General features: G+C 49.5%; 26 protein-coding genes and 1 tRNA gene. 10 read left to right on the forward strand and 17 right to left on the reverse strand.

Translation table 11 applies throughout. The features are described 5' to 3' along the window. Entirely contained in the window at window positions 1–1,914 is a 1,914-nt protein-coding gene (locus tag LGS26_RS08020; RefSeq protein WP_237888362.1) for a bifunctional homocysteine S-methyltransferase/methylenetetrahydrofolate reductase, read from the forward strand. On the opposite strand, the gene phoU is transcribed toward LGS26_RS08020, so the two are convergent. The 12 genes from phoU to LGS26_RS08080 all read right to left on the reverse strand — a co-directional run bounded on the left by phoU (window position 1,889) and on the right by LGS26_RS08080 (window position 11,307). Next, window positions 1,889–3,277 (reverse strand): phosphate signaling complex protein PhoU, encoded by a 1,389-nt coding sequence (gene phoU, locus LGS26_RS08025; RefSeq protein ID WP_237888363.1) that lies wholly within the window; start codon window positions 3,275–3,277, stop codon window positions 1,889–1,891. The two genes, LGS26_RS08020 and phoU, sit on opposite strands and share 26 nt — an antisense overlap. A 22-nt stretch (window positions 3,278–3,299) precedes the next feature. Then, on the reverse strand, window positions 3,300–3,698 hold the full coding sequence (locus LGS26_RS08030; protein ID WP_237888364.1) for a YraN family protein: 399 nt from the start codon (window positions 3,696–3,698) through the stop codon (window positions 3,300–3,302). Next, window positions 3,695–4,294, reverse strand: coding sequence for a ribonuclease HII (locus tag LGS26_RS08035; protein ID WP_237888365.1), 600 nt, complete (start codon window positions 4,292–4,294; stop codon window positions 3,695–3,697). Before LGS26_RS08035 ends, LGS26_RS08030 begins: the two co-directional genes overlap by 4 nt. A 132-nt stretch (window positions 4,295–4,426) precedes the next feature. Continuing rightward, window positions 4,427–4,774 carry a 50S ribosomal protein L19 gene (gene rplS / locus LGS26_RS08040; protein ID WP_237888366.1) on the reverse strand — a complete coding sequence of 116 codons (348 nt, stop codon included), beginning with the start codon at window positions 4,772–4,774 and terminating at the stop codon, window positions 4,427–4,429. A 75-nt stretch (window positions 4,775–4,849) separates the two neighbouring features. Further along, on the reverse strand, window positions 4,850–5,413 hold the full coding sequence (locus LGS26_RS08045; protein ID WP_237888367.1) for an RNA methyltransferase: 564 nt from the start codon (window positions 5,411–5,413) through the stop codon (window positions 4,850–4,852). After that, a complete protein-coding gene (trmD, locus tag LGS26_RS08050) occupies window positions 5,410–6,144 on the reverse strand; it encodes a tRNA (guanosine(37)-N1)-methyltransferase TrmD (protein ID WP_237888368.1) in 735 nt (244 codons plus the stop codon). Before trmD ends, LGS26_RS08045 begins: the two co-directional genes overlap by 4 nt. Before the next feature lie 15 nt (window positions 6,145–6,159). Then, window positions 6,160–6,672 carry a ribosome maturation factor RimM gene (gene rimM / locus LGS26_RS08055; RefSeq protein WP_237889915.1) on the reverse strand — a complete coding sequence of 171 codons (513 nt, stop codon included), beginning with the start codon at window positions 6,670–6,672 and terminating at the stop codon, window positions 6,160–6,162. 24 nt (window positions 6,673–6,696) lie between these two features. Further along, a complete protein-coding gene (locus LGS26_RS08060) occupies window positions 6,697–6,927 on the reverse strand; it encodes a KH domain-containing protein (RefSeq protein ID WP_237888369.1) in 231 nt (76 codons plus the stop codon). Between the two features lie 83 nt (window positions 6,928–7,010). Next, complete coding sequence (gene rpsP, locus LGS26_RS08065) at window positions 7,011–7,250, reverse strand: 30S ribosomal protein S16 (RefSeq protein WP_237888370.1); 240 nt, start codon at window positions 7,248–7,250, stop codon at window positions 7,011–7,013. A gap of 59 nt (window positions 7,251–7,309) precedes the next feature. After that, window positions 7,310–8,641 (reverse strand): signal recognition particle protein, encoded by a 1,332-nt coding sequence (ffh, locus tag LGS26_RS08070; RefSeq protein ID WP_237888371.1) that lies wholly within the window; start codon window positions 8,639–8,641, stop codon window positions 7,310–7,312. A 95-nt stretch (window positions 8,642–8,736) separates the two neighbouring features. Beyond that, on the reverse strand, window positions 8,737–10,542 hold the full coding sequence (typA, locus tag LGS26_RS08075) for a translational GTPase TypA (RefSeq protein WP_237888372.1): 1,806 nt from the start codon (window positions 10,540–10,542) through the stop codon (window positions 8,737–8,739). A gap of 6 nt (window positions 10,543–10,548) precedes the next feature. After that, window positions 10,549–11,307 (reverse strand): slipin family protein, encoded by a 759-nt coding sequence (locus tag LGS26_RS08080; RefSeq protein ID WP_407932010.1) that lies wholly within the window; start codon window positions 11,305–11,307, stop codon window positions 10,549–10,551. Window positions 11,308–11,643: 336 nt separating this feature from the next. Between LGS26_RS08080 and LGS26_RS08085 the strand changes: the two genes are divergently transcribed. The 3 genes from LGS26_RS08085 to LGS26_RS08095 all read left to right on the forward strand — a co-directional run bounded on the left by LGS26_RS08085 (window position 11,644) and on the right by LGS26_RS08095 (window position 14,675). Beyond that, window positions 11,644–12,051 (forward strand): DsrE family protein, encoded by a 408-nt coding sequence (locus LGS26_RS08085; RefSeq protein ID WP_237888373.1) that lies wholly within the window; start codon window positions 11,644–11,646, stop codon window positions 12,049–12,051. Between the two features lie 107 nt (window positions 12,052–12,158). Then, window positions 12,159–13,556 (forward strand): hypothetical protein, encoded by a 1,398-nt coding sequence (locus tag LGS26_RS08090; protein WP_237888374.1) that lies wholly within the window; start codon window positions 12,159–12,161, stop codon window positions 13,554–13,556. 108 nt (window positions 13,557–13,664) lie between these two features. Beyond that, window positions 13,665–14,675, forward strand: coding sequence for a prenyltransferase/squalene oxidase repeat-containing protein (locus LGS26_RS08095; protein WP_456236998.1), 1,011 nt, complete (start codon window positions 13,665–13,667; stop codon window positions 14,673–14,675). Window positions 14,676–14,717: 42 nt separating this feature from the next. Here the strand turns inward: LGS26_RS08095 and LGS26_RS08100 are convergent, their stop codons facing one another. From LGS26_RS08100 to LGS26_RS08115, 4 genes are all read right to left on the reverse strand, one after another. Continuing rightward, window positions 14,718–15,983: a (Fe-S)-binding protein gene (locus tag LGS26_RS08100; protein WP_237888376.1), complete on the reverse strand. Its 1,266-nt coding sequence runs from the start codon at window positions 15,981–15,983 to the stop codon at window positions 14,718–14,720. 9 nt (window positions 15,984–15,992) lie between these two features. Next, entirely contained in the window at window positions 15,993–17,153 is a 1,161-nt protein-coding gene (holA, locus tag LGS26_RS08105) for a DNA polymerase III subunit delta (protein WP_237888377.1), read from the reverse strand. A 119-nt stretch (window positions 17,154–17,272) separates the two neighbouring features. After that, window positions 17,273–18,091 carry a pyrroline-5-carboxylate reductase gene (proC, locus tag LGS26_RS08110; RefSeq protein ID WP_237888378.1) on the reverse strand — a complete coding sequence of 273 codons (819 nt, stop codon included), beginning with the start codon at window positions 18,089–18,091 and terminating at the stop codon, window positions 17,273–17,275. Window positions 18,092–18,126: 35 nt separating this feature from the next. After that, window positions 18,127–18,900, reverse strand: coding sequence for a FeoA domain-containing protein (locus LGS26_RS08115; RefSeq protein WP_237888379.1), 774 nt, complete (start codon window positions 18,898–18,900; stop codon window positions 18,127–18,129). A 217-nt stretch (window positions 18,901–19,117) separates the two neighbouring features. Between LGS26_RS08115 and LGS26_RS08120 the strand changes: the two genes are divergently transcribed. From LGS26_RS08120 to LGS26_RS08130, 3 genes are all read left to right on the forward strand, one after another. Then, complete coding sequence (locus LGS26_RS08120; protein WP_237888380.1) at window positions 19,118–19,438, forward strand: hypothetical protein; 321 nt, start codon at window positions 19,118–19,120, stop codon at window positions 19,436–19,438. 122 nt (window positions 19,439–19,560) lie between these two features. Further along, window positions 19,561–19,635, forward strand: a tRNA-Gly gene (locus LGS26_RS08125). A 59-nt stretch (window positions 19,636–19,694) separates the two neighbouring features. Beyond that, window positions 19,695–20,135 carry a tetratricopeptide repeat protein gene (locus LGS26_RS08130; RefSeq protein WP_237888381.1) on the forward strand — a complete coding sequence of 147 codons (441 nt, stop codon included), beginning with the start codon at window positions 19,695–19,697 and terminating at the stop codon, window positions 20,133–20,135. Window positions 20,136–20,170: 35 nt separating this feature from the next. Here the strand turns inward: LGS26_RS08130 and LGS26_RS08135 are convergent, their stop codons facing one another. Further along, window positions 20,171–20,884, reverse strand: a complete 714-nt coding sequence (locus LGS26_RS08135) for an RNA methyltransferase (protein WP_237888382.1) — start codon at window positions 20,882–20,884, stop codon at window positions 20,171–20,173. A 158-nt stretch (window positions 20,885–21,042) separates the two neighbouring features. Here LGS26_RS08135 and LGS26_RS08140 point away from each other — a divergent pair, with 158 nt between their 5' ends. The 3 genes from LGS26_RS08140 to prfB all read left to right on the forward strand — a co-directional run bounded on the left by LGS26_RS08140 (window position 21,043) and on the right by prfB (window position 24,332). Continuing rightward, window positions 21,043–21,570, forward strand: coding sequence for a type I restriction enzyme HsdR N-terminal domain-containing protein (locus LGS26_RS08140; protein WP_237888383.1), 528 nt, complete (start codon window positions 21,043–21,045; stop codon window positions 21,568–21,570). 57 nt (window positions 21,571–21,627) lie between these two features. Further along, window positions 21,628–23,196: an apolipoprotein N-acyltransferase gene (gene lnt, locus LGS26_RS08145; protein ID WP_237888384.1), complete on the forward strand. Its 1,569-nt coding sequence runs from the start codon at window positions 21,628–21,630 to the stop codon at window positions 23,194–23,196. Window positions 23,197–23,236: 40 nt separating this feature from the next. After that, a protein-coding gene (gene prfB / locus LGS26_RS08150) for a peptide chain release factor 2 (RefSeq protein ID WP_237889917.1) occupies window positions 23,237–24,332 on the forward strand; the annotation gives its coding sequence in 2 pieces (ribosomal slippage) (window positions 23,237–23,302 and window positions 23,304–24,332; 1,095 coding nt in all). The last annotated feature ends 14 nt before the right edge of the window (window positions 24,333–24,346 follow it).

Consider the following 24,346-nt stretch of genomic DNA (forward strand, 5'->3'; position numbering starts at 1 on the left):
ATGAAAACGCCGTTTTTGCAGATCATAAGGGAAAGGGTTGTGCTCGGGGACGGGGCGATCGGTACATATCTCTATGAAAAGGGTGTGGATTATGGTGAAAATATTGACATATTAAACCTAGTTGAACCTAATCTGATATTTTCGGTCCATGAAGATTACATAAGGGCTGGTGCCGAGGTTATCGAGACCAATACATTCGGGGCAAACAGATTCAAGCTAAGGCCGAACAAGGGCTATGAAAACCGCGTCAGGGAGGTCAACCTTGCAGCCGCAGCCCTGGCATTAAAGGCCGCCGGAAAGGAGATATATGTTGCTGGATCCGTGGGCCCTACCGGCATGGATTTCCCTCTTGACGAGGATATAACCAAAGAAGATGTGAAGGCGGCCTTTTTCGAACAGATAGCGGCCCTGCTGGAGGGCGGCGTCGATCTCCTTTTTATCGAGACATTCATCCATCTTGATGAACTCCTGATCGCCATAGAAGCAGCAAGAGACCTCTCAAGCGACATACCGATCGCGGCCCAGATGGTCTTCCCGACCCAGGGAAAGACGGCGCGTGGTCTAGACGCAATAGACTGTGCCGAGGCCGCAGCCGAAAAAGGCATCTCTATCTTTGGATCTAACTGCGGCAGGGGCGTAAAGGCCACACTGCAGGCCATAGAAAGGCTCTCCACCCTTAAAGATCGTATACCTTTGTCCGCATTCCCCAATGCCGGCCTCCCTGAAATCATAGGGCAACGGACCGTCTATTCCGCCCAGCCAGCATATATAGCAAAATCCATCGTCGAGATGATAAAACTCGGCGCAAGACTTGTAGGAGGCTGCTGCGGCACAACGCCCGCCCATATCCATGAGTTTAAAAAGGCCCTTCATCTCAAAAAGAGCAATGCCTCGGCCCTTATCCCGCGGGCGATTTACGGCGGAGAAAAAGGCAGATCAACAGATCGCAAGGGCCTAGGGCGGGGCGGTATGTTGGAAAGTCTGAAGCCAGGCAGGATACCAATCCTGGTTGAACTTGATCCGCCTCAACACCTCGATGCAGCAGGTACAATTGACGGGGCGAGGGTCTTATCCGAATCCGGCGCGGACGCCATAACCCTGGCCGAACATCCCCTTGCAATCTTAAGGGCCGACAACCTCTCTCTGGCGCATCTGATCCGCACTGAAACAGGTATCCAGACAGTAGTACATCTTACCTGCAGAGACAGGAATGTCCTTGGACTGCAGAGCCAAATCATGGGCGCCCATCTCCTCGGTATAGAGGCGATTCTCGCCATAACTGGAGATCCAGCGTCATCCAGCGATCAGCCGGGGGCAAATGGGGTCTTCGACCTGAACTCCATCGGCCTGATAAGGCTTATCAATCAATTCAATCAAGGCTACAATATGGCTGGCAGCCCTATGCGGAAAAAGACAAATTTTTCCATCGGCGCAGCCTTCAGCTACAGACCATCGAGTCCTGGGCTTCAAATAAAGAGGCTGGAACAAAAGATAGCAAATGGCGCTCGTTTTGTAATGACCCAACCGATATTCGACCTAGCCGATGCAGAGGCAATGATGGAGGCGGTGGCCTACCTCGGGGCCCCTATCTTTATAGGCGTGTTTCCCTTGCTCTCAGCCAGAAACGCCGATTTTCTACACAACGAAATACCGGGAATCACCATCCCATCCAATCTCAGAAAAACCTTGTGGAGCTATGAAAAGATCGACGACCAGCGAAAGGCGGCCATGGAATTTACAGAGACCCTTATAACAAAAATTGCGCCATGGGCGGATGGTCTTTACATAATAAGCCCATTAAACAAGTGGGAAGTATCCGCAAGGCTTGTAAAGATGATAAGAGATGCGAATTTCAAGGGAAGCGGTAGGGCCTTACAGCAACAAGGCCCTATCTTGCCACCATTGAGCGCATGATGTCGGCGGCGTTTTCTGCACGATCAGCCGTCTTGCCGACAAGTTCCACCAGCTTTATGAGATAGAATGTCTGCAGAGGGTCCAGATCCAGTGTAAAGACCTCTTTTTTAAGCCCATGTTCCATGAGATCGGCCTCGTGCTCTTTAACCCTCAATTTATATATGTTTTCCTTGATATGCTTCCTGACATCTTCGTCACCTGTCTCAAAAAACGTGCGCGCGGCGTTTATAATCGGTGGAAGCATCTTTGTGACCTCAAGGCATTTATTCAGGAGGTCATCGAGGCCACTCCGCAAGACCAAAGGGATTTCCATCTTTTTATATGTCAACCATTCAAGGACGTCTTCAGCCGTGTCGGCGATGGAATCCTGTTCATTAAGATATAGAAACAGTTCAAACTTATCTATGGGCATAATGATGCCTTTTGGCAGATGGGCCCGCACATTGCGCTTTATCAGGTCGGCTGCATGCTCTATCTCGCTCACATCCGCGATCGCCTTTTTAAAGAGCTCTTCATCGTCATTTATATAGGCCGTCACGCCTGCCACGGCCTGCTCCATACACTGCACAACCTGCTTCGCATGGTTTTCGAGACATTCGAGCGGCTCGCGCCTCTTGCCCAGCTTGGCCGAACAAGTGCCTACCGCATCCACCTCAGAAAGACCGACTTCGCCTTCACTAGCGCCACCTACAGACAAAGGAAGCCCTTCGCCGTGACGGGCAAGCCTCCCCTCCACGAGAAAAATCACGTCCTCCGCAATATTAGTTGCAAGATCCGCGATCCTTTCGATATTAAGCGCAAGGATTATATGATAGACGCCAGACCTTATATCGCTTTTATTCAGGCCCATAGATTCGATCTCTTCCTTAAGGACCAAGGCGTAGAGATCATCGACCTCCTTGTCCTTCTTAAGGACCTCGTAGGCCATGCCCGAATCGCTGTAGACAAAGGCGTTGATGCTACTTCCAAGCATCTTGATCGCTGAATTAGCCATGTCCTTCAAGGCTGAAGAGGAAAGATCTATAATATCAGACTTTCGAATCAGGGATACAAGCTGCTCGGCCATATTGACCGCATGATCTCCGACACGCTCCAACTGCTCGGCTATCTGCATGGCCGACGTCAGGAACCTCAAATCAACAGCCATAGGCTGTTGAAGCGCCAACGTCTTGAGGACGAAATTGTCTATGTCAAGTTCCATCTTGTCGATCTCGTGGTCAGCATCGATGACCTTGTCTGCAAGTTCGACATCTTGTTTCTGGCAGGCCAAAACCGCTGAACGCACAGCCTCTTCCACAAGACCTGACATCTCAAGGAGCATATTTTTAATCGCTGTTATGTCACGCTTCATTCGTGTGGTCATAAAATACCCCTGGCCGTTGCCTTCAATTCTTTATTATTGCTGCAGCGTCAAATGCACAGATTATATGTTCTATCTCAGACCGTCCATCTCTGAAAAAATTGATTGCCAGCACATCGAAACGCACGTCCCTGTCAAGCCATCCGCGTCCCTGGAGGTAATGTTGAGCCGCCTTTAAAATCTGGCGCTGTTTCCGCAGTGTAACCGCCTCTTGAGGAAGCCCACAGCCCCGACCCCATCTTGCCTTAACCTCCACAAATACCAAAATATCTCCAATGGTCAAGACCAGATCTATCTCTCCACAGGAGACGCGATAGTTCCTTTCAAGGACAGTATAGCCCTTTTTAATAAAAAAATCCGCAGCAAGCTTCTCTGCCAATATGCCTGCATCCCTCGATGAGTCAGGCCTTAAGCCAGTCTTCATGAAAGATCATGGTCAGTTTCTGTAAAGAACTCCCTGACCCCCTTGAACGTCCTACGGTGCATCGGACAGGGACCATAGAGTTTTAGAGCGCAAATATGCCCCCTCGTTGGATAACCTTTGTGCCTGGCGAAGTCATATTGCGGATATTTAGAAGACAATCTCTCCATGATCGTATCCCTTAAGACCTTTGCAATTATCGACGCTGCAGCAATGGTGAAGGAACGGCTGTCTCCCTTGACTATTGTCTTTTGAGGCAATGGATAAGGTATAGGCTGATTCCCGTCGATAAGCAGGACACCGGGCCTAATCCTCAGTCTATCTACAGCTATAGCCATCGCCTTGAGACTGGCCCTGAGGACATTGATCCTATCTATCTCGTCAGGCCAGACTACGCCAGTGGCTATCGCACTTGCAGCCTTCCTTATAAATCCTTCAACTGCTATCCGCCCATTCGACGTAAGGACCTTCGAATCCCTTACCTCAGGTATAAAGGAACCGCGTGGAAATACAACTGCTGCAGCCACCACCGGCCCTGCAAGGCAACCCCTCCCCACCTCGTCAACCCCTGCAACAGGTCCAAGACCGATGGTCTGCATTGAATTCTCAAAAAAAAGGGGATCATTGAGGTCATCACAGGCGACAGACAGGCCACTACCCCGAAGTCCCTCACTCAAGAATAGCCCGCGACATCCGGAATGACTTGTAGCCATAACTAAAGATAAAAGGCCTTATCGCCGACAGACCTTCTGTTTGGCCGCCTTGCCCTTGAGATTTCTGAGATAAAAGAGTTTAGAGCGACCATGGCGCCCCTTAGAGGTGACCTCTATCTTCTCTATGCGCGGCGAATGTATGGGGAATATACGTTCAACACCAACTCCATAGGAGATTTTTCTTACAGTGCATGTCTCATTGAGGCCGCTCCCCTTCCTACTGATAACCACGCCCTCAAATATTTGAATACGCTCCCTTTCCTCAGTCTCCTGTATCTTCACATGAACGCGCACAGTGTCTCCAGCCCTGAATGGCGGGATGTCCATACGCATCTCTTCAAGCTCCAATCTTCTAACGATTTCCATCTGTTTCCTCCTGGCTGACTTAATTTTTTGACATCCACCAATTCATAAAAAGATTAAAAATATACCATCAAAAGGCTATATGTCCATATAGTTTGAAAATAGCCTGTCAAGGGCTATGGCCGCAGCACTTCTTACGGAAAGATGATTATATCCGGCTACACCTTCTATGGGCGCCAATGCACCATCAACCAGATCGAACACCTCAGGGGCAAGACCAAAAGCGGTCCCAAAGATCAAGAGGAGATTGAACCCTTTATCCCGAAGCTTCTCCCTTAAAGACCTCCATCCTATGGAACCAATGACCTCTCGGGCCGTAGTTGCATAGACCACCGGACGCCCGCCTGTCTTGAGAGCAATATCATCACAAACGTCTTTCAAGGAACCAGCCACCCTTACTAATTCGAGGGCCGTCCGTCTATCAGGACTTATCGCCGATCCGACGCCGTCAGACCAGTGCCTTACCAATTCCTTGACCAATGCCTGCTGCTCGCCGACAGGTGTCACGACATAATAACCATCCACGCCATAAGTCATTGAAGCCCTTGCTATATCATGTATATCTAGATTGGTCACTGCAGAGACTATAACCTCACCTCTACGGTTTAAAACAGGATAATGGACAAGAGCGAGATGGATCACCTGCCTCTCCAGCCGATCTTATTCAAGAAGACCATGTCTTCTTCATTAAGTCTCGCCTTGGCAAGCATGTCAGGCCTTTTCTCCATAGTCAAGGCCAACGATTGCTCCCTGCGCCACCTCGCAATCCTGGCGTGGTCGCCTGAAATAAGCACCTCGGGCGTCTTGATCCCCATATATTCAAGAGGCCGCGTATACTGAGGATATTCCAACAATCCATCGCTGAATGAATCTTTACATGCCGATGTTTCGCAACCCAACACACCAGGTATTAACCTGCTCAGAACATCAATAACCACAAGAGCGGCAGGCTCACCCCCCGATAGGATATAGTCCCCGATCGACAACTCAATATCTGCAAGGCATCTATGAATGCGTTCGTCAACCCCTTCATAACGGCCGCAAATGAACACGAGCCTTTCCATGTCAGCCAATTCACAGGCAAAGGCATGATCGAGCACCCTGCCTCTTGGACTTAAGAGCAACACCTTCGGCAACGGGGGTTCCGACCTAAGCATCTTAACCGCCCTAAATATAGGCTCCGGCTTCAATACCATCCCCTCGCCACCGCCATATGGTCTGTCGTCTACCGTTCGGTGCCGGTCAAGGGCAAAATCCCTTAAATTGACAATCCTAACCTTTACGATCCCGCGCTCGATCGCCCTGCCAAGTACGCCTTCGCGCAAGGGAGAACTGAAAAACTCGGGAAAGATAGTCAAGATATCAAAGAGCATCAAATTATTTCTTGATTATCCTAAGTCGTCCAAAAGTCCACTAATCAAAGCAACTTTTATTATACCGGCCTCCAAGTCTATCTCCTTGACTACATCTTTAATGGCTGGTATCAAGACATCTTTCCCGGATGTCTTGACGACATAGACATCGTTTGCGCCCGTCTCAATGATGTCAGACACCACCCCGAGCCTTCCGCCATCAAAAGTCATAACCTGAAGACCTATTATCTCATGCCAATAATACTCGCCTTCGGGCAGTTTGGGCAGTTTCACCTTTTCCAAAAAAAGTTCGAGACCTACGAGCCCTTCTGCCTGACCCCTATCCTTAATACCCTCGATACCCAGGATCACCCTGGCTGAATCAGCAAACCTAGCAGTCTTTATATTTAAAGAACCTATCCACTTTGCGGCGCCGCGAATCAAAAATATCTTTTGATCAAAAAAAATACCCTTATCTCTCACATAAGGATAGACTTGGACCTCTCCCTTGTTGCCATGCGCCTTTGTTATCTTGCCCACGGCGACCACTTGGGACAAATCCACCTCCATAAACTACTCAAGTATCTCGAGCACGGATTTCCTTTTCAGCTTGGCAGACGCAGCACTCAATATAGTCCTGATGGCCCTAGCTGTACGACCCTGTCGGCCTATCACCTTGCCAAGATCGTCTCTGGCCACCCTTAATTCGATGACCGCCGTCTGTGCACCCTCGATCTCATTTACCTGAACGGCCTCTGGATTATCAACCAACGCCTTTACAATATATTCAATCAAGTCTTTCACTCAGCACCTCTCAAGAAGAGATATGACCGACGACTGGACGCCATCTTATCCCTAATCCAAGACGCCCTAAACAGGAACGGCCCTCAGGCCTTTCGCCCTTTCAATAGATTGCCAACCGTTCCACTTGTCTGGGCACCCTGACCAAGCCAATATCCAAGCCTCTGGGTATTTATCTTAAAATCAAACGGATCCTTGAGTGGGTCATACGTACCCAAGATCTCGAGGAACCTTCCGTCACGTTTTGCACTCGATTCAGCCGCCACCACCCTGTAAAAGGGTCTTTTTTTGCGGCCGCATCTTGTCAATCGTATCTTTACAGCCATATATACCTCCTTATTGATTTAAGACCTCATCCACTGCGCATCAGAACTGCATGCTTTTTTTAAAATGGGGGAGCCCCTTTTGAAAAGCCCCTGAATCTCGTCCTTTTCATTTTTTTAAGCATTTTTTGCATCTCTGCATAATTTTTGAGAAGGGCATTTACGTCTTGTACCGTTGTACCGCTACCAGCGGCTATTCGTCTACGACGGCTAGCATTTATTATGGTATAGTCACGCCGCTCTTTAGGGGTCATAGAGTCTATAATCGCCTCAATGCGGACGAGTTCTTTCTCATCAGGTGCAAAGTTCTTAAGCTGTTTTATCTTATTGAGGCCAGGGATCATGGAAATAATCTGTTCGATACTCCCCATTTTCTTCACCTGCCTGAGCTGTTCCCTGAAATCTTCAAGCGTGAAGGTATCCTTTTTGAGTTTGCTCTGAAACTCAAATGCCTTTTTCTGATCTATGGTCTCTCTTGCCTTTTCGATCAAGGTAAGAACATCGCCCATACCAAGTATACGATTTGCCATGCGGTCCGGATGAAACGGCTCGATGGCGTCAAGCTTTTCGCCAACACCCACAAACTTTATGGGCTTTCCCGTAACCGCCTGTATAGACAATGCCGCTCCACCTCTGGCGTCGCCCTCTAGTTTTGTAAGAATCACACCGGTTATGGAGAGCGTCTCGTCGAATTTCTTGGCCATATTTACCGCGTCTTGGCCGGTCATGGCATCGGCCACCAGGAGGATCTCCTGAGGCGACAGGACGTTTTTTATATCTCTCAGCTCCTGCATCAGGGCCTCATCGATATGTAGTCTACCGGCCGTATCTATTAAAACGGTATCTTTGTGTGCCGCATCTGCCATCAAGACCGCCTGTCTTGCTATCTCAACCGGAGACTGTGAGGCGTTTGATGGATACACATCTATCTTGAGTTGGGCACCTAAGGCCTTGAGCTGTTCTATAGCCGCCGGCCTGTAAACATCAGCAGGTACCAGATATGGCCTCCTGCCCTTTGCCCGCAACCAACGGGCTAGCTTTGCCGCAGTTGTGGTTTTGCCTGAACCCTGAAGGCCCACAAGGAGTATAACGGCTGGCTGACGCCCGGCCAAATTAAGCCCCTGATTGTGGCCGCCCAGCAGGCTGACCAGCTCGTCACGGACTATCTTGATCACCTGCTGGGCAGGGGTAAGGCTCTCCATCACATCCTGCCCAACAGCCCTTTCCTTGATCCTTGAGATGAAATCCTTAACCACCCTGAAGTTCACATCTGCTTCAAGGAGGGCAAGGCGCACCTCACGAAGTCCTTCCTGGATGTTCTCTTCAGAGAGCTTCCCATGGCCCTTGAGGCGCTTGAAAATCAGATTCAACCGTTCGCTCAGGCTGTCAAACATATGTCCACATACCAATCTTCAACTTTAATATAAAATCAAATTAAATTACTTAACCAAGAGATATATGTCAATGTTAAGTTTTCGTCCCAAACCTTTCAAAGCTGTCGTCTCTTCGGTCTATCGTTTGCCTTTAGTATGCGTTTTCTGAGACGTATATTGCAAGGGGTCACCTCCACAAACTCATCCGCCGATATCCATTCAAGCGCACGCTCAAGCGTCATCGCTACAGGCGGAATGAGGCGCAATGCCTCATCCGAACCCGATGCCCTCATATTCGTAAGCTTCTTCTCCTTGGTTACATTGACATCGAGATCATTTCCTTTGCTGTTTTCCCCGACTATCATGCCTTCATAGACATCTATGCCGGGACCTAAAAACAATGCACCACGCGGCTGTATGTGGTAAAGGGCATAGGTCGTGGTCCTGCCAGGCCGGTCTGCAACCAATGCACCGGAGGTACGCTCCGGCATATGGCCCTGCCAAGGTTTATAGCCGTTGAAAAGGCTGTTCATGATACCTGAGCCCTTGGTATCTGTAAGGAATTGTGACCTGTAGCCTATAAGACCCCTCGAGGGTATTTCAAACTCCAGTCTGGCCCTGCCGTGACCGTGATTTGTCATCTTTATCATTCTGCCGCGCCGCGGCCCTAATCCCTGGGTCACCACACCGATAAACTCTTCAGGGCAATCCACAACAACAAGCTCCATCGGTTCATACATAACGCCGTCTATCTCTTTCGTAAGTATCTCAGGCCTTGAGACACTCAGTTCATAGCCTTCCCTGCGCATGGTCTCAATAAGGATTGCAAGCTGCAGCTCTCCGCGCCCCTTTACCCTGAATGCATCCATGGCAAGGGGTTCAAGCTTGAGGCTTACGTTATGCAGCATCTCCTTTTCAAGACGCATCCTAAGATGCCTGGATGTGACATATGATCCGTCTCTGCCTGCAAACGGCGACGTATTCACAGAAAAGACCATGGCGATCGTGGGCTCATCTACGACGATGCGCTTCATGGGCGTAGGCCGTTCGAGGTCGACAAGGCTGTCTCCTATAGAGACCTCTTCTATACCGGAAACAGCTACTATATCGCCGGCCATGGCCTCGCCCACCTCAATCCTTCTAAGGCCGTCGTGGCTGTAGATAAGACCGGCCTTGACTTGGATGAGGCTATCCTCACGTGCCAAACCTATTACGCTGCCAGCCTTCAGTCTGCCGTTGAAGATGCGCCCAACGGCGAGCTTCCCCACAAAGCTACTATATTCAAGGTTCGTGATGAGCATCTGTAGAGGGACCCCTGGATCACCGGAAGGGGGTGGAATGGTCTTTATTATTTCGTCAAATAAGGGCTTGAGATCATCTGGATCGCCGCCCATTTCTTTCAAGGCAAAGCCTTTTTTTGCATTCGTATAAAGCACAGGGAAATCCAACTGTTCATCCGTGGCATCAAGGTCGATAAAAAGATCGTAGATCTCATTTAAGACCTCGCCCGGCCTGGCGTCAGAACGGTCGATCTTGTTTATGACAACGATAGGCGGAAGCCCTAATTCGAGGGCTTTCTTAAGGACATAGCGCGTCTGGGGAAGCGGTCCCTCCGCCGCATCGACCAGCAGGATGACCCCGTCGACCATCTGGAGCGTGCGCTCCACTTCTCCGCCGAAATCCGCATGACCTGGGGTATCGACGATATTTATTTTTATGCCCCCATAATGAATTGCGGTATTTTTGGCAAGGATCGTAATCCCTCGTTCACGTTCAAGGATGTTTGAGTCCATCACACGCTCCTCGACCAGCTGATTCTCCCTAAAGACCCCACTCTGCCAAAGCATGGCGTCTACAAGTGTAGTCTTACCGTGGTCGACATGGGCTATAATCGCCACATTCCTGTAAGGAAGTCCACTCATAATCTTTTAACCATCTCCTTTATAATGAGCCCCCATAAATGGCCTTAAAATATCTATCGGCACAGGGAAAATGGTGGTCGAGTTGTTTTCAGCCGCCACCTCCCGCAACGTCTGGAGATAGCGAAGCTGCAGGGCCTCGGGAAACTTCCTTATTATGGCCGCGGCCTCCGACAGCTTTTCAGCCGCCTGGAACTCACCCTCCGCATTTATTATCTTAGCCCGGCGCTCCCTTTCCGCCTCAGCTTGCCTCGCCATGGCACGCCTCATCTCTGCAGGGAGATCTATATCCTTGACCTCGATCTTTATGACCTTTATCCCCCACGGCGCCGTATCAATATCCAATATATCCTGTATCCTTGTATTGATCTTCTCGCGCTCCGACAAGAGTTCATCCATCTCGGCTTGACCGCAGATGCTCCTCAATGTGGTCTGGGCGAGCTGAGACGTTGCAAAAAGGTAGTTTTCCACCTCAACAACGGCCATTACAGGGTCAACCACCCTAAAATAGACCACTGCACTCACCTTGACGGAGACATTGTCCCTTGTGATTACGTCCTGAGGCTGGACATCCAAGGTGACTGTCCTCAAGTCCACCTTCTGCATCTTGTCGATGACCGGAATGAGTAGGATAATACCCGGCCCCTTGGCTCTTATCACCCTGCCCAAACGAAAGACCACCGCCCGCTCGTACTCATTCATGATCCGAATGGCCGATGCAAGGAAACTTACCGTCAAAAAGATCAAAAAAAGGATAGAAAACCCCATGATTACCCCCTTTCAGTAAATTGAACCGTAAGGTCCACTGTTGTGAAAAATAAGGACATACCTGAATATCGCAGAGACTAAACGCCTTAAATTCCACCACCGTTTAAATAAAACGGTCAATCAGGAAGGCGAAGACGCAGGCAGGTCTGAAAAATTCAATAATCTTTTAAAATATACCTGACAAGACCAGCATATTCAAGAAACTTCAAGGGTAAAGAAACAGCTCATAATTTTTCTCTATAATGAATCATTTTCCCATAAATATTAACTATTTGACTTTTCAATGAAACCACAGCTATCTTGCCTTTCAAAAATCAAACAAGGAGGGTTTGTAAAATGAAGATTAAAATTTTTTTAATGACGGTTCTGGCAGCAGTGTTGTTGGCATGCGCCGGAGGATTTGTGCAATCAGCCCTTGCAGGGGAAAAACTCGGGATCATCATCTATTCCGACGATGCAGAGACTGCATGGAACGCCTTACGGCTTGCCAATTTCTCCATGAAAAAAGGGGGTGAGGTAAGCGTATTTTTTCTTGGAAAAGGCGTAGTGGGTGCTCAAAAAACAAATGAAACTTTTAATGTTAAGGAACAGGCCGAAGACCTTGTAAAGGCCGGAGGTAAGGTTTACGCCTGCAAGGTCTGTCTCAAACTACACAAGCTCGAACCGTCGGAAACATGCCCTGTTTCAACAATGGAAGACCTCTATAGCCTCATTATGTCCAATAACAAGGTACTTACCTTTTAATTATATTTAAAAATAACGATTGACGGCGTTTCTCTTGACTTCCTGTTAATTTTATTTTATACCTGCAAGCATTAGGGTTCTAAATTTTAGCAGGGAGGGAATAGCTTATGAAAAAGTCGTGGTTGTCGTTTGTAATCGTATGCATGGCGGTCATGGTAGGCATGGCCTATGCCGACTCGGATAGGCACCATCAAAACGAAGGTACAGCAACCTCAACTAGCAGTTCCAGTACAACCAGCAGCAATTACGTAGTATTCGCAACAAACGACCTGGGCATGCACTGTGCATGCCCAGGGGCAGATACATTTCTGTTACTTCCGCCGTTCAACACCCTTAGGGCCCAAGTGATCCGTAGAGGTGACGATCCGGAGGTAATCACCGATCCGAATCAAATCACCGTTACCTACAGCATCCTTGAAAATACAGATGCCTCCCTAAAGGCTGATCCGTACTTTCAAAGCTGGATAAACAATTCCCCCAAGATCTTTCCAGGCTTTCAGCCAATCAGGGCCGACGGCCGAATACAGGGCCTGACCGGCGCCACGTTGAGCGGCAACATGGTCCCGATGCCTGGCGGCTATTGGGAAGTGGCCGGCATACCGGCATACCCTGCCCTGGACCCAAACGGTGTCATGATAGACCCACTAGGCGGTCCGAATCGCAATCCTTATCTCACAGGCCAGATAAAAGTCTACAGCAAATCAAACGGTGCGCTTCTGACGCAAGTCAACACGGTCGTTCCCGTCGCATTTGGCGGTTGTTGCAGCTGCCATCTGAGGGTCGCACAGGATTATGGCAGGGTCAACCCTACACCAAGAGACTCCTTTGAGGTCATGGGGATGCTCCATGCCCGCAGCTCAGGGATAGATTTTTCAAAAATCGACCCTGATGGCGATGGAATCGGCGGACCGATCAGATGTTCCAGGTGTCATCTCGACCCGGCAATGGGCGAATCCGTTCCACCCGGTTACGCTGGATATCCGACATCCAAATATACCTTTTCCGACGTAGTTCACAGATTCCACGTCCAGAGCGCAGCCGTCCAAGTATATGACCCGAATATCGCCAACAACTGCTATGACTGTCATCCCGGCAACGGAGTGAACTGTTACAGGGACACCCATCGTACAAAAACTATAAACGGTCACAACATCTGGTGCAGCGACTGTCATGGAGACCTCAACCAGCGCGTGGCGAGCGGACAGCTGCTGAAACCTTGGTCGGATCAGACCCTGCCGACATGTTCCAAGTGTCATTCAAACACCGGAGAGGGCGAAGGATACTTGAACACAGGGCTGTTCGGCAAATTCCTAAATAGCAGAGGGCATAAAGACCACAAGATACTATGTTCATCATGCCACGGCGAACCTCATGCCCTTTATCCATCCACGCTTGCAAAAGACAATGCCGAACCAATGACAATCCAAGGCGACCCAAGGGCCGTCGGCAAATGCAGCGTCTGTCATACGGATAGAAGCAGCAGCTGGGGCATGCCTCCGCATTAATGCACGATCGGACCAACAACGGCTAACGTTAAAAAACAGGGGCGGCAAGGCGACATCCTGCCGCCCTTTAATTCTTTTAAATAAAAACCTCAAACGATCGGGACATACATGAAAAATCTCCTAATCACCTTTTCGGCATTTTTGACATTACTTCTCTGGTCTTTGGACCCCGCGCACCCTTTGCTCGGAGCCGACAGCCCAGCAAGAGACAACTGGACCTATGATTGGTCAAAAACTAAAAACTTTATTGAAGCCTGGTCCAAAAGGCCAACTTTCCCTGACTCCATATCATTCGCCTATTATTTTGTCTATTCGAAAAGGGCATTGGGCCTGGAAATTTCAAAAGATGAGCGAAATAAACTACTGAATTTCATAAAAGACTGCCAGACAAAAGATGGCGGTTTTGTGTCGGAGCCAAAATTTGACAAAGACAGCAATATCATCAGCAGTTTCTATGCAATAAAGGCCCTTGACATGCTCAAAGAACCGCATTTGGTGAACGAAAAAAGACTAGCCGGATTTCTCCATTCCATGTTCACTAAGGAGGGAGGGATGCGCCTGAGCAGCAACACCAAAGAGGCGTCGCTGGCCGGAACCGCCTTGGGTGTTGTACTTCTAAACAGGCTATCCGACTTGACAGATCGAGAAAAGAGGCTCGCAACTGCCTATATCCTGAAATACAAGACGCGGGATGATGGTTTCGGGCTGGTCGGCAACAAGGTCTCTTCGATAAGGGCCACGGCCATGGCGGTTGCGGCCTTAAAATCAATGAACGCCATTGGAGACATAAAGAAAGATGTGATATGCTTCCTTAGTCAAAGCCGATATTCCGGACTGATCAAAGAAAAGAGGTTCAAGACCCTGCCATCCATGGAAGAGATGGCGCAATTCCTTGCAACGGTCAGGCTTGTTGGATCATCAGACAAAAAAATAGCAGATCCCCAAAAGATATCAAAGTTTGTAAGATCGCTCTATATACCGGAAAATGGGGGATTCGGACCGGAACCAGGGCTTGGGACTACACCGCCCAGCACGTATTATGGTCTATTCTGCCTAGTCGAACTGGGCAGGTTAAAGCCAGCCGACATGACCGGCATGTCTGGTTTCTTTTCATTCTAAGAAATCATCCGGTCAAAACACAACTGGGGCATAATAATTTAATTAAATCTTATAGTTCGAATAAAACACCTCGGCTATATGTATAGCCTTTAGGTTCAAAGACGACGGGGTATTCATCCTGAACTGCAATAGACACCCTGAACACGTTGTTACAACCAGATCCACGCCCTTGTCCTTTCCTACCACGGCCTCAAGCCTCCTCTCAAAGATCTTTCTTGAAAGGCCGGCGTGCTTGAGGCTGAATACACCGCCATGTCCACAGCAACCACTGCGGGTTGATCTGAAACCGGCAGGGCTAAGCCGTCCCAAAAACCCTTCCATCGCCCCTGCCTTACCCTTCCCGCCCGATGCGAAACGCTCGTGACAAGGCGCATGATATGTCATCACAAGACCGGCATAGCATTCGGATATCTTGAGCACGTGGCCGGCCCTAACAAGGAGATCGCCAAACTCCATCACGCTAGATGCTATCTTTAGTGCTGCATCTCTATCAGGGCCATGTTCAAAAAGAACCGGCCATCGCCTTATCATGGCCGCACATGAGGCGCAGCCCGTAACTACCGCATCAAAGATACCTGCATCCTCAATCGCACGGATGTTTGCAAGCGCAAGGGCCCTTGCCTGATCCATAAGGCCAGACGCAAAGGCCGGCATCCCACAACAGACCTGGGCGGCGGGTACTATAACAGCGCCACCCAAAAGGCCTGCTATAGCCTCAGCCACATCTGTATAGATATAATTCTGGATGCAACCTATGAAAAACACCGTCTTTTTTCCTTCAGTCAGTCCATAAATGCCTCGTTTAACATCATAAAATCCGCGAGACAAGTGCAAGACCGCAGGCCTTGGCGAAATATCCGGCAAGGAGATCTGCGTCAAACCTTCTGACATATCCAGAAAACCCAAAAGCCTCAATATGAGGCCGCTATCCATCGGAAGCATTCGGGAGATGCCTGATAAAAATCGGGCTAGGCGCAACGCAAAATAAGGTCTATTCAAAATAGTCCGTAAAAAAAAAGAGCCAGGACTACCCAAGCGCCGCCTGGCGTCTCGAACGATATCGTCCACTTCAACCCCGGCAGGACAGACAAAACTGCATCCACCGCACTGGAGGCATGCATTCAACGTCTCGAAGACCTTCTCCTTTTTTAGAAAGGCTGGCCCAAAGCAGACGGAGGCCCCTCCCTGAAAAAGCCTTGCCTTTCCCCTGGGAGAAAACAATTCATGCCTGGTAAGATCATATACAGGACAGACAGAAAGGCATGCCCCACAACGGGTGCATTTGCCATTATCCAAACCCGTAGCCATGATGACCCGCTATCTTTCAATTATCTCAAGGATCAGTCGTTCAAGTATAACCCTTGAAGGGCACTGTCCGCCCTTTAGGGCAAGATCGACATCAGGGAGCCTGGCAAACAGTTCAAGTACCTTTTCAAGCCTAAACCTGTGTGCATCCCTGTACATAATATAAAGTGCATAGGGATGAAGGCCTTTTAATGCATGAGGAGCGGGCTCTCCCCAAAAGGCCTTGAGATTTGGAAGAATTTCCTTCTGAAAGACTTGATAGGTCATGCCTTGCATCGACAAGACGCCCTGCTTATCTGAAAGTGCAGCAAGGATAAGCGCCATCTTTCTAAGGAAGTTGGCGATTGTTTGCAATATTATAAGAGGATGGACATCATCGGCCAATAGCCTGGAAATTACCTCGAACGCTGAGGCCTTGTCGCGTCTCAAGATTGCATCGGCAAGTCTAAAGACCTCCTCCTCCCTCTGTCTCGAGATCGCCTCTCTTACATCGTCCAGACCGATCCGTTCCCTGGGGCCTGCAAGGCTTATTAATTTGTCAATTTCAATGCCAAGCGCGACAGGATCGTGGCCCACTTGATCCAAGATCAAGTCTACAACCCCCTTGTCAGCCTTTTTCCCCGCCCTTTGCAATAATCCATTGACATAGGCGGAGGCCGCATTTTTCGTATCTTTCGAGCTATCCCCACCTATTCCTACATCTATTACTACAGGGCCAAGTCTTTTAAACCTTGAAAAGGCGCCGATCCTTTTGTCAACGCAATCGCTCTCGATGACTAGAATAGACCGGATGTCCTTCTGGGACGAAAGCCATAAAAAAACCTTCTCCCAGTCCTGGGCCTCGGCTTCCCAGCGGCCGTCTGCGCCGGCACTGGTCAAAAACGGCGGATCCTGTAAAAGGACCACCTTTCTGCCTGGTCTGCCTGGGGAGAAAGGCCTGGTCTTAACTGCCTCAAGGACTGCCCCAGCCGTACACGCCTCCTGGGCAATAGTCTCGAGATTGAATTCCAGAGAGGCCTCACCGATGAGCGCTGTTATCAGACGCTGCACCAACGGCGCTGTCAACGGGTGCTGTCCGATAAACAGATAGCAAGGTGAGATCTCATCATTTGATACCGACTGGACAAAATCTTCACCGCCCTGCAAATGACCATTATTTATTTGCCTTTTCATCCCAACACTGATGTGCCCTTATATGCCATCTTTAAACAGGCCACGAAGATGCCTCGCATCCGCTGGGTTGGGTGGTGATCATTTGCCTGCAACCCGCTAATGCCTCTGATAGGAATGAATCAGGTATGCCCGCCTAGTTCCATTGAACGCCTGACTGCCGCCCTCACGGCATCCATCAAAAGCCCTTTAAACGCCCCCTTTTCAAGCATATAAAGCCCATCGATGGTGGTGCCGCCCGGGCTCGTCACCATGGATGCAAGCTCGGATGGATGCCTTCCAGTCTCCTTGCACATGACAGCTGAACCAATAACGGTCTGCAAGACAAGCTCGGCCGCCACAGGCCTTGACAGGCCTTCTCTGACCCCTGCATCTATCAATCCCTCTATAAATGCGAATACATATGCCGGCCCACTGCCGCTCAAGCCGGTTACCGCATCCATGAGATGCTCAGGCAACACAACGACTATACCGACCGCACCCATTATATCCCTTGCAAGCATAATGTCTTCTTCCCTCGCGAAGCTCCCGGGAGACAAGGCCGCCGCACCATATCCCACAAGGGCCGGTGTATTGGGCATGACACGGACGACCCTGGTGTCGCGTGGAAGACCGTCTTGAAGCAGTCTGAGCGGTATGCCTGCTGCTATGGACAGGACAAGGTGATCCATCGTTACATACTCGTTGATCTCTTCGAGCACCCTTGAAATGACCTGCGGCTTTACTGCAAGCACAATGATGTCGGAACTCGACACCACCTCTTTGTTGCTGTCTGTCGCCCTTACGCCGTATGTCTTGGCGAGGTGGTCCCTGCGACCTACCGCTGGATCAGAGGCGATGACCTTTTCCTTTGATACAAAGCCAGCGGATATGAGCCCTTTTATAAGGGCCTCGGCCATTTGCCCGCCGCCGATAAATCCGATACCTTTCTCAACAGCCATATGCAACCCCTTAAATCGACGAGAACTATAAAAAACTAATGACCCCTGCTTTCCGTCTGGCTTACCATGATCTTCTGCGCTAGGCCGCGCCCTACGGCCAGACGACTCCCCTTCAAATTTATAATTATCGGGCCACAATTGCTGACCACCTCTATCTCCTCGCCCGGCGAGATCCCCATCGCCGTAAGCCTGTGCCTAATGTCATAACCGCCTATCAGCCGCTCCACCTTGAGTTTTTCCCCGCTTGCTGCCATAGAAAGGGGCATACCTGGCCCAGCGCGCGAGGCCCTTTTGCATGCAGGGCAGAGTCCGATAATCGTCAACTTGTGGGAAAGCGGTTCAAAATCATATCCGCCCGATATCTCCCTGATGAGCTCGCCGATCTCCGGACTGTTGAACTCCGTCACCTTGCCGCATTTTGGACACAAGAGATGATCATGCTTCGAACCGAGATGCAGATGTTCATACCACGGCCCATCCCCGTCAAGGTATATACGCTGGGCTATACCGTAACGACAGAGTATGTCGAGCACCTTATTTATAAACTCTATGTCGAATTTATGCCCAGCCTTCTTCAGGCCTTCCTGAATGGCCGATGTGGAGATATGCCCTTCGGTATCCAAAAAATAATTAAGTATCAAATCCCCGCCGTCAGGTAATGGCTCCTCCATCTCTCTCAAGAGCCTGAACAATTCGTCCTTTTCGCTCATATGGAACCTACGGATGCCCTCACCCTCACAGCGTGCGCACGGCTCGGAATTGCTTTTTACACTGCATCTCCTCTTTTTGCCGATTTCACAAAACCACATTTCAAATATCTCCACCTCAAGATTGCCTGGACATGCTTCAGACCTATGAACTATAAAAAACGGCTTGCGTCAATACAAAAAAGCAACCGCGATCATCAGACCTTGCCTTGGCCGTATCGGGCATCCGCCGTCAAAATAGAACGATTAAAAACATTTGCTTTTTTTCGTTGCTGGCATTATAAAAAAACATGATTCATCCATCCTGTAAGAGGTGCGTATGGCAACAATAAAAAAAATCATCCCCTATTTGGCGGTTTTGGTCGCATGCATGTTTTTTACAAACGGCTGTGTCAGTATGGGTAGGGACTTTCCGGTCGATGCGGTGCCGAAGATCCAGATAGGAAAAACCACGAAGGAAGACATAGTCCGTATGTTCGGACCGCCCTGGCGCACAGGTCTGGAAGACGGAAAGACAATCTGGACATATGGGCATTATAATTATTCCTTGATCGGGAGCAGCAATACATACGACCTAGTCATAAGGTTCAATGCCAATAATATCGTTGAGTCATATACTTTCAACACCTCTGCGCCATAATCACGGCCGTCATTGGGTCTTGAATCTTGAGGCAGCCTTCGGCTGGACCAATGCCTTAAGGATCTTCAAATTATATCTTGACAGAGAAACGATGCTCTTTATATTATGGCACAAAATTCTCGGCGGGAATAACTCAGTGGTAGAGTGCAACCTTGCCAAGGTTGAAGTCGCGGGTTCGAATCCCGTTTCCCGCTCCAGATAGCATGCACATCAGGGGCGGCAATGATAACCGTCCCTTTTATTTTTTTGGAGAAACATGAAAAAGGAATTGGAAGACCTGTTTATCGAAGGACAGTTTAAGCTCATGGACGGGGATCTTAACGGTTCCATCAAGATCTTTTGTGAAATAATCGAGAAAGATCCCGAGGCCGGACAGGCCTATCAGGCGAGAGCGGTTGCATATATGAAACTTGATAATATAGATGCGGCCGTAAGCGACATAAATTCGGCCATATCGTGTGAACCCCAAAATGTGCGCTACATATATCGAAAAGGCATCATTCTCTTTAAAAAGGGCGATATCCAGGAGGCACTTGACTCCGTCAATCATGCACTGGAAATAGACCCGACTTATCCGGCCGCCTATGTCTTGAGGTCAAAGATTTACGAAAAACTCGGGGACAACGAACAGGCCGCCGCTGATATGAGCCATGCGATGATGCTGAAAAAAGAGACCACCAAGATGGTCGACTGGTAAGAGATGTTGACTTCCGCCCTAGAGGCGGCCTCCACCTAGGTCCTGTTGCGTCCGGTCGCCCAGAGTATCTGTCTGCAAAGACCTCTTACTAGCCTTACCTCCCTTGACCGCAGCTCGACCCTGGCGAAGAGCCTTCTAACGTTTCTTATCCAATAATCCGGATTTTTGGGATCTATAAGGCCTATGGCCAAAAAGGCCTCCTTCAGATGTTCGTACATCGCTTCAAGCTCTTTCAATGAAGCAAGCCTGGGTTTGAAGCCAGGCTCCTGGATGTCGGCGGCAAATATCTCGTAACACAATATCATCACGCTCTGCGCAAGGTTAATAGATGAAAAACCGGCTGTAGGTATGGTTACAATGGACTGGCATAGGCACAGATCTTCGTTGGTAAGCCCCCATTTCTCCGAACCGAACACAAGCGCCACTTTGTTCGTGTGGCTCAATGCCGCAACGGATGCGGCCATTTCCCGCGGGGTATCGGTCGGCCTACGCCGCCTCCCTGTACGCGCCGTGGAACCGACAGCATAATTAAATGATGATAACGCCTCTTCAAGACTATCATGGACTGACATGCCATATATTATTTCAGCCGCCTCATGTGTGGCCATCTTGAGCATCTTCTCACGGTTGAGGTCATGAGGGCGCACCAAGACAAGACGCCATATACCCATATTCTTGCAACACCTTGCAGCAGCCCCTATGTTTTCTGGGTACTTAGGCTCGACCAGCACCACGCCTATATTTTCCATAACTGCACTCATGGTGGCATAGAATAACACAAATGCCGACCAGGCCAAGACGCAAGACAAGGTGCAGGCCATATTGCAACGACCGACATGAATTGTTTACATCCGTAGAGAATGGATTAAAATCAGCATATTGATAATCTTATTGTGGGTTGAAGGCCATGACATCCAAGTGTGGTTCGCCGATATTTATAAAGATTCCTTGTTATCTTACAGGTCGTCTTGTATTGGATACAGACAGGGAGCGCATAAGACAGAAGCTTGCCAAATTTCTCATCAATGAACGCGGATACAGGATAGACGACTTCATGCTTGACAGAGAGATCCTTCTTGAAATAGACGGCCGAAAACTCATAGCACTGATAGATATGACAGTAAAGATCAACAACCGTTCACTCATGATACTCAGAGGAGGCCCAGGCTCTGTCGTGACAAGGGAGTCCGGGACCATTGCCGCGGCCCGTCTTATAGAACCGGACTATATAGTGCCATGGGCTGTGCAGGCGAATCTGTTCGACGCCGCGCTCATTGATGTACGACTAAAAAAGTCCGTCGGCTACGGCTGGGATATCATTCCCTCAAGACAAAGGCTCCTCGACATGACCTCTGATTGGCCTCCGCCGAAACTCCCGGAAAAACGCATCCCGATAGAGAGGCAAATACTATACTCATACGACAGCCACGGCTGACACAACAGACTCCAGGCGTCAGGTGACGTCTTGATCTGTAAATAAAAAGAAACGGCATTGGACTGGCTGCTCCCAATCATCTCAGGTCTCCTTCTGACCTCAATATTTCCACCCTTTTCCATCGGTGTCTTGATACCAGTGGCCCTTGTGCCGCTCCTGTGCACCATTAAAAAAAAGACATGGAAAGAAGCGTTTAGATACGGCTTCGCAGCCGGTATCTGCCATTTCGGCACGCTTCTCTGGTGGATAGCCCCCACTATCGCCAGATATGGCAAACTCCCGCTGTGGGCTTCATGGCCAGTGGTCGGACTCCTCGCCTGCTACCTAGCTGTCTATCCGGCCGCGTGGTCGGCCTATATCTCCATTGTTTCGAGCAAAAGGCACCCCATCCATCTCATCATCTCTGTCCCAGCGGCCTGGGTCATCCTTGAATGGATCAGGGGACATTTTCTGAGCGGCTTTCCGTGGGGGAGTCTTGCCTACAGCCTTGTGCCGAACCCATCCTTCATACAAACGGCCGACATCTACGGCCCTTATGGCCTCTCATTTCTGATCGTCCTGGCCAACATGATCCTCTGGGATCTGGGGGAAACAATAAAGACAAACGGCATTTCAGACCTCAAAAAACCTACCATAGCGGGAGAGGCCGCTCTCCTGATCTTCGGCACTGCCTTTTTGTGGTATTATGGCGAGATGCAAATAAATCGCATCGCAAGCAAAGATGCCCTCTACCCAGCCCATTTTGCCGCAGCCATTCAAGGCTCCATCCCGCAAGATGAAAAATGGGATCCAGCCTTTCAACAAGGGACAATCGGGATCTACAAACGCCTGAGCAAAGAAGCCGTAGAAAACGCCAGAGCGTTCAATAAAAATAATCCTAAAAATCCAATAATTATCTGGCCGGAGACCGCTGCCCCATTTTATTTCCAGGATGGCAGTCCGTTAAGTAGACAAGTACTCTCTCTTGCCAAGGAGTTGAAGGCCATTATACTCTTCGGAAGCCCTTCCTATAGCCTTCGCAAAGGCAGCGGAGACACGGAATTCTTCAACAGTGCCTATGCCGTCACCCCAAACGGCATGGTCGCAGGCAGATATGACAAGATCCATCTGGTGCCATTTGGAGAATATATGCCTTTCGGATGGGTAACCGCCTGGGCAAAGGAGTTTATACCTACTGCAGGGGAATTTCAGGCCGGAAGTTCACTTAAACCAATTTCGTGGGATGGCGTCCATATAGGAACGCTTATATGCTTTGAAAGCATATTCCCTGGATTGGGGGCAGGTCTTGTCAGGCATGGCGCCAATCTGATCGCAATCATTACAAACGACGCATGGTTCGGACATACCGGAGCCCCTTATCAGCATGAAGAAATGGCGGTCTTGAGGGCGGTTGAGACCAGAAGATGGGTGATCAGGGCCGCCAATACAGGCGTGAGCTCTATCATATCGCCGTGGGGAGAGAGATCCTCCTATACAAAGATATTTCTCCCGTGCTACACGACAGGCGTCGTGCATCTGAGAGACGACCTCACCTTCTTCGTCAGACATGGGGCGGGTTGGGTCTTGGCCATATTTTTTGTTGCCGCTATTATGCCGTTTTTGTATTTTAAAGAAAAAAAGAGGTGATGACCAAATGAAAAAAGAAGACCCGAGCGCAAAGACGCTCATGCTTGAAAAGATTAAGAGATATCTACAGGAAACTGGCTGCGGGCTTGAACACCTGAGAGGTTATCTTTGATGAAGAAGAGATAAACGAGCGCCTCTCCCAAATAGAACATGAGATGCTCAGCCCAGGTTTTTGGGACGATCCAGCCTCAAAAGAACTCTTAAGGGAGCGCTCTGCCCTTGCCAGCCAGAAAGAACTAATCAAACGTCTTTCAACTACACACGAGGAACTCGTACTGCTGTTTGAGATGGCCGAGGACGAGGGTGACGACGAGGCGCTTAAAGAGGTTTTTAAAGGCCTTGAATCACTGAAAGAGGAGATTGAAAGGGCCGAGATATCCAGGCTGCTTTCAGGTCCGCACGACAATCTGAATGCGATTGTGACCATCCATGCCGGTGCAGGCGGCACGGAGGCCCAAGACTGGGCGGAAATGCTTTTGAGGATGTATCTAAGATGGGCTGAGCGGCGGGGTTTTTCTGTAAAGCTCCTGGACCTTATGCCCGGTGATGAAGCAGGGATAAAAGGCGCAACCTTCCTCGCCGAAGGTGCTTATGCCTACGGATATCTCAAATCAGAGGCCGGCATCCACCGTCTTGTCCGCATATCGCCGTTTGATGCCTCAGGAAGGAGACATACATCCTTTGCTTCCGTATTTGTGGCCCCTGAGCTCGACGAGTCCATAGAGATTGAGATAAATGAAAAAGATCTGCGTATAGACACCTACAGGGCAAGCGGTGCAGGGGGGCAACACGTAAACAAGACAAGCTCAGCTGTCCGCATAACGCACATCCCGACTGGGATCGTTGTACAGTGCCAAAATGAACGCTCGCAGCACAAGAACAAGGCCATCGCAATGAAGATACTCATGGGGAGACTCTATGAGCTTGAACGCTCGAAAAAAGAGGCCGAGAAACAAAAAATCCATGGCGACAAAAAGGAGATAGCCTGGGGCAGTCAGATCCGCTCATACACCCTTCAGCCCTACCAACTGGTAAAGGATCACAGGACGGAGCTTGAAATAGGAAACGTCGGAGCGGTGCTGGACGGCGATATAGATCCATTCATAAACGCCTATCTTAAACAAAACGCTGCATAGCCAGCTGTCCTACT

Origin of the sequence: Dissulfurimicrobium hydrothermale, from assembly GCF_022026155.1 — a bacterium.
Classification (GTDB): Bacteria; Desulfobacterota; Dissulfuribacteria; order Dissulfuribacterales; family Sh68; genus Dissulfurimicrobium; species Dissulfurimicrobium hydrothermale.

Excerpts from the sequence above, each read along its gene's own strand:
- LGS26_RS08020 (WP_237888362.1), top strand. The coding sequence starts at position 1 with ATGAAAACGCCGTTTTTGCAGATCATAAGGGAAAGGGTTGTGCTCGGG.
- phoU (WP_237888363.1), bottom strand. The coding sequence starts at position 3,277 with ATGACCACACGAATGAAGCGTGACATAACAGCGATTAAAAATATGCTC.
- LGS26_RS08030 (WP_237888364.1), bottom strand. The coding sequence starts at position 3,698 with ATGAAGACTGGCTTAAGGCCTGACTCATCGAGGGATGCAGGCATATTG.
- LGS26_RS08035 (WP_237888365.1), bottom strand. The coding sequence starts at position 4,294 with ATGCAGACCATCGGTCTTGGACCTGTTGCAGGGGTTGACGAGGTGGGG.
- rplS (WP_237888366.1), bottom strand. The coding sequence starts at position 4,774 with ATGGAAATCGTTAGAAGATTGGAGCTTGAAGAGATGCGTATGGACATC.
- trmD (WP_237888368.1), bottom strand. The coding sequence starts at position 6,144 with ATGCTCTTTGATATCTTGACTATCTTTCCCGAGTTTTTCAGTTCTCCC.
- rpsP (WP_237888370.1), bottom strand. The coding sequence starts at position 7,250 with ATGGCTGTAAAGATACGATTGACAAGATGCGGCCGCAAAAAAAGACCC.
- ffh (WP_237888371.1), bottom strand. The coding sequence starts at position 8,641 with ATGTTTGACAGCCTGAGCGAACGGTTGAATCTGATTTTCAAGCGCCTC.
- typA (WP_237888372.1), bottom strand. The coding sequence starts at position 10,542 with ATGAGTGGACTTCCTTACAGGAATGTGGCGATTATAGCCCATGTCGAC.
- LGS26_RS08080 (WP_407932010.1), bottom strand. The coding sequence starts at position 11,307 with ATGGGGTTTTCTATCCTTTTTTTGATCTTTTTGACGGTAAGTTTCCTT.
- LGS26_RS08085 (WP_237888373.1), top strand. The coding sequence starts at position 11,644 with ATGAAGATTAAAATTTTTTTAATGACGGTTCTGGCAGCAGTGTTGTTG.
- LGS26_RS08090 (WP_237888374.1), top strand. The coding sequence starts at position 12,159 with ATGAAAAAGTCGTGGTTGTCGTTTGTAATCGTATGCATGGCGGTCATG.
- LGS26_RS08095 (WP_456236998.1), top strand. The coding sequence starts at position 13,665 with ATGAAAAATCTCCTAATCACCTTTTCGGCATTTTTGACATTACTTCTC.
- LGS26_RS08100 (WP_237888376.1), bottom strand. The coding sequence starts at position 15,983 with ATGGCTACGGGTTTGGATAATGGCAAATGCACCCGTTGTGGGGCATGC.
- holA (WP_237888377.1), bottom strand. The coding sequence starts at position 17,153 with ATGAAAAGGCAAATAAATAATGGTCATTTGCAGGGCGGTGAAGATTTT.
- proC (WP_237888378.1), bottom strand. The coding sequence starts at position 18,091 with ATGGCTGTTGAGAAAGGTATCGGATTTATCGGCGGCGGGCAAATGGCC.
- LGS26_RS08115 (WP_237888379.1), bottom strand. The coding sequence starts at position 18,900 with ATGTGGTTTTGTGAAATCGGCAAAAAGAGGAGATGCAGTGTAAAAAGC.
- LGS26_RS08120 (WP_237888380.1), top strand. The coding sequence starts at position 19,118 with ATGGCAACAATAAAAAAAATCATCCCCTATTTGGCGGTTTTGGTCGCA.
- LGS26_RS08130 (WP_237888381.1), top strand. The coding sequence starts at position 19,695 with ATGAAAAAGGAATTGGAAGACCTGTTTATCGAAGGACAGTTTAAGCTC.
- LGS26_RS08135 (WP_237888382.1), bottom strand. The coding sequence starts at position 20,884 with ATGGAAAATATAGGCGTGGTGCTGGTCGAGCCTAAGTACCCAGAAAAC.
- LGS26_RS08140 (WP_237888383.1), top strand. The coding sequence starts at position 21,043 with ATGACATCCAAGTGTGGTTCGCCGATATTTATAAAGATTCCTTGTTAT.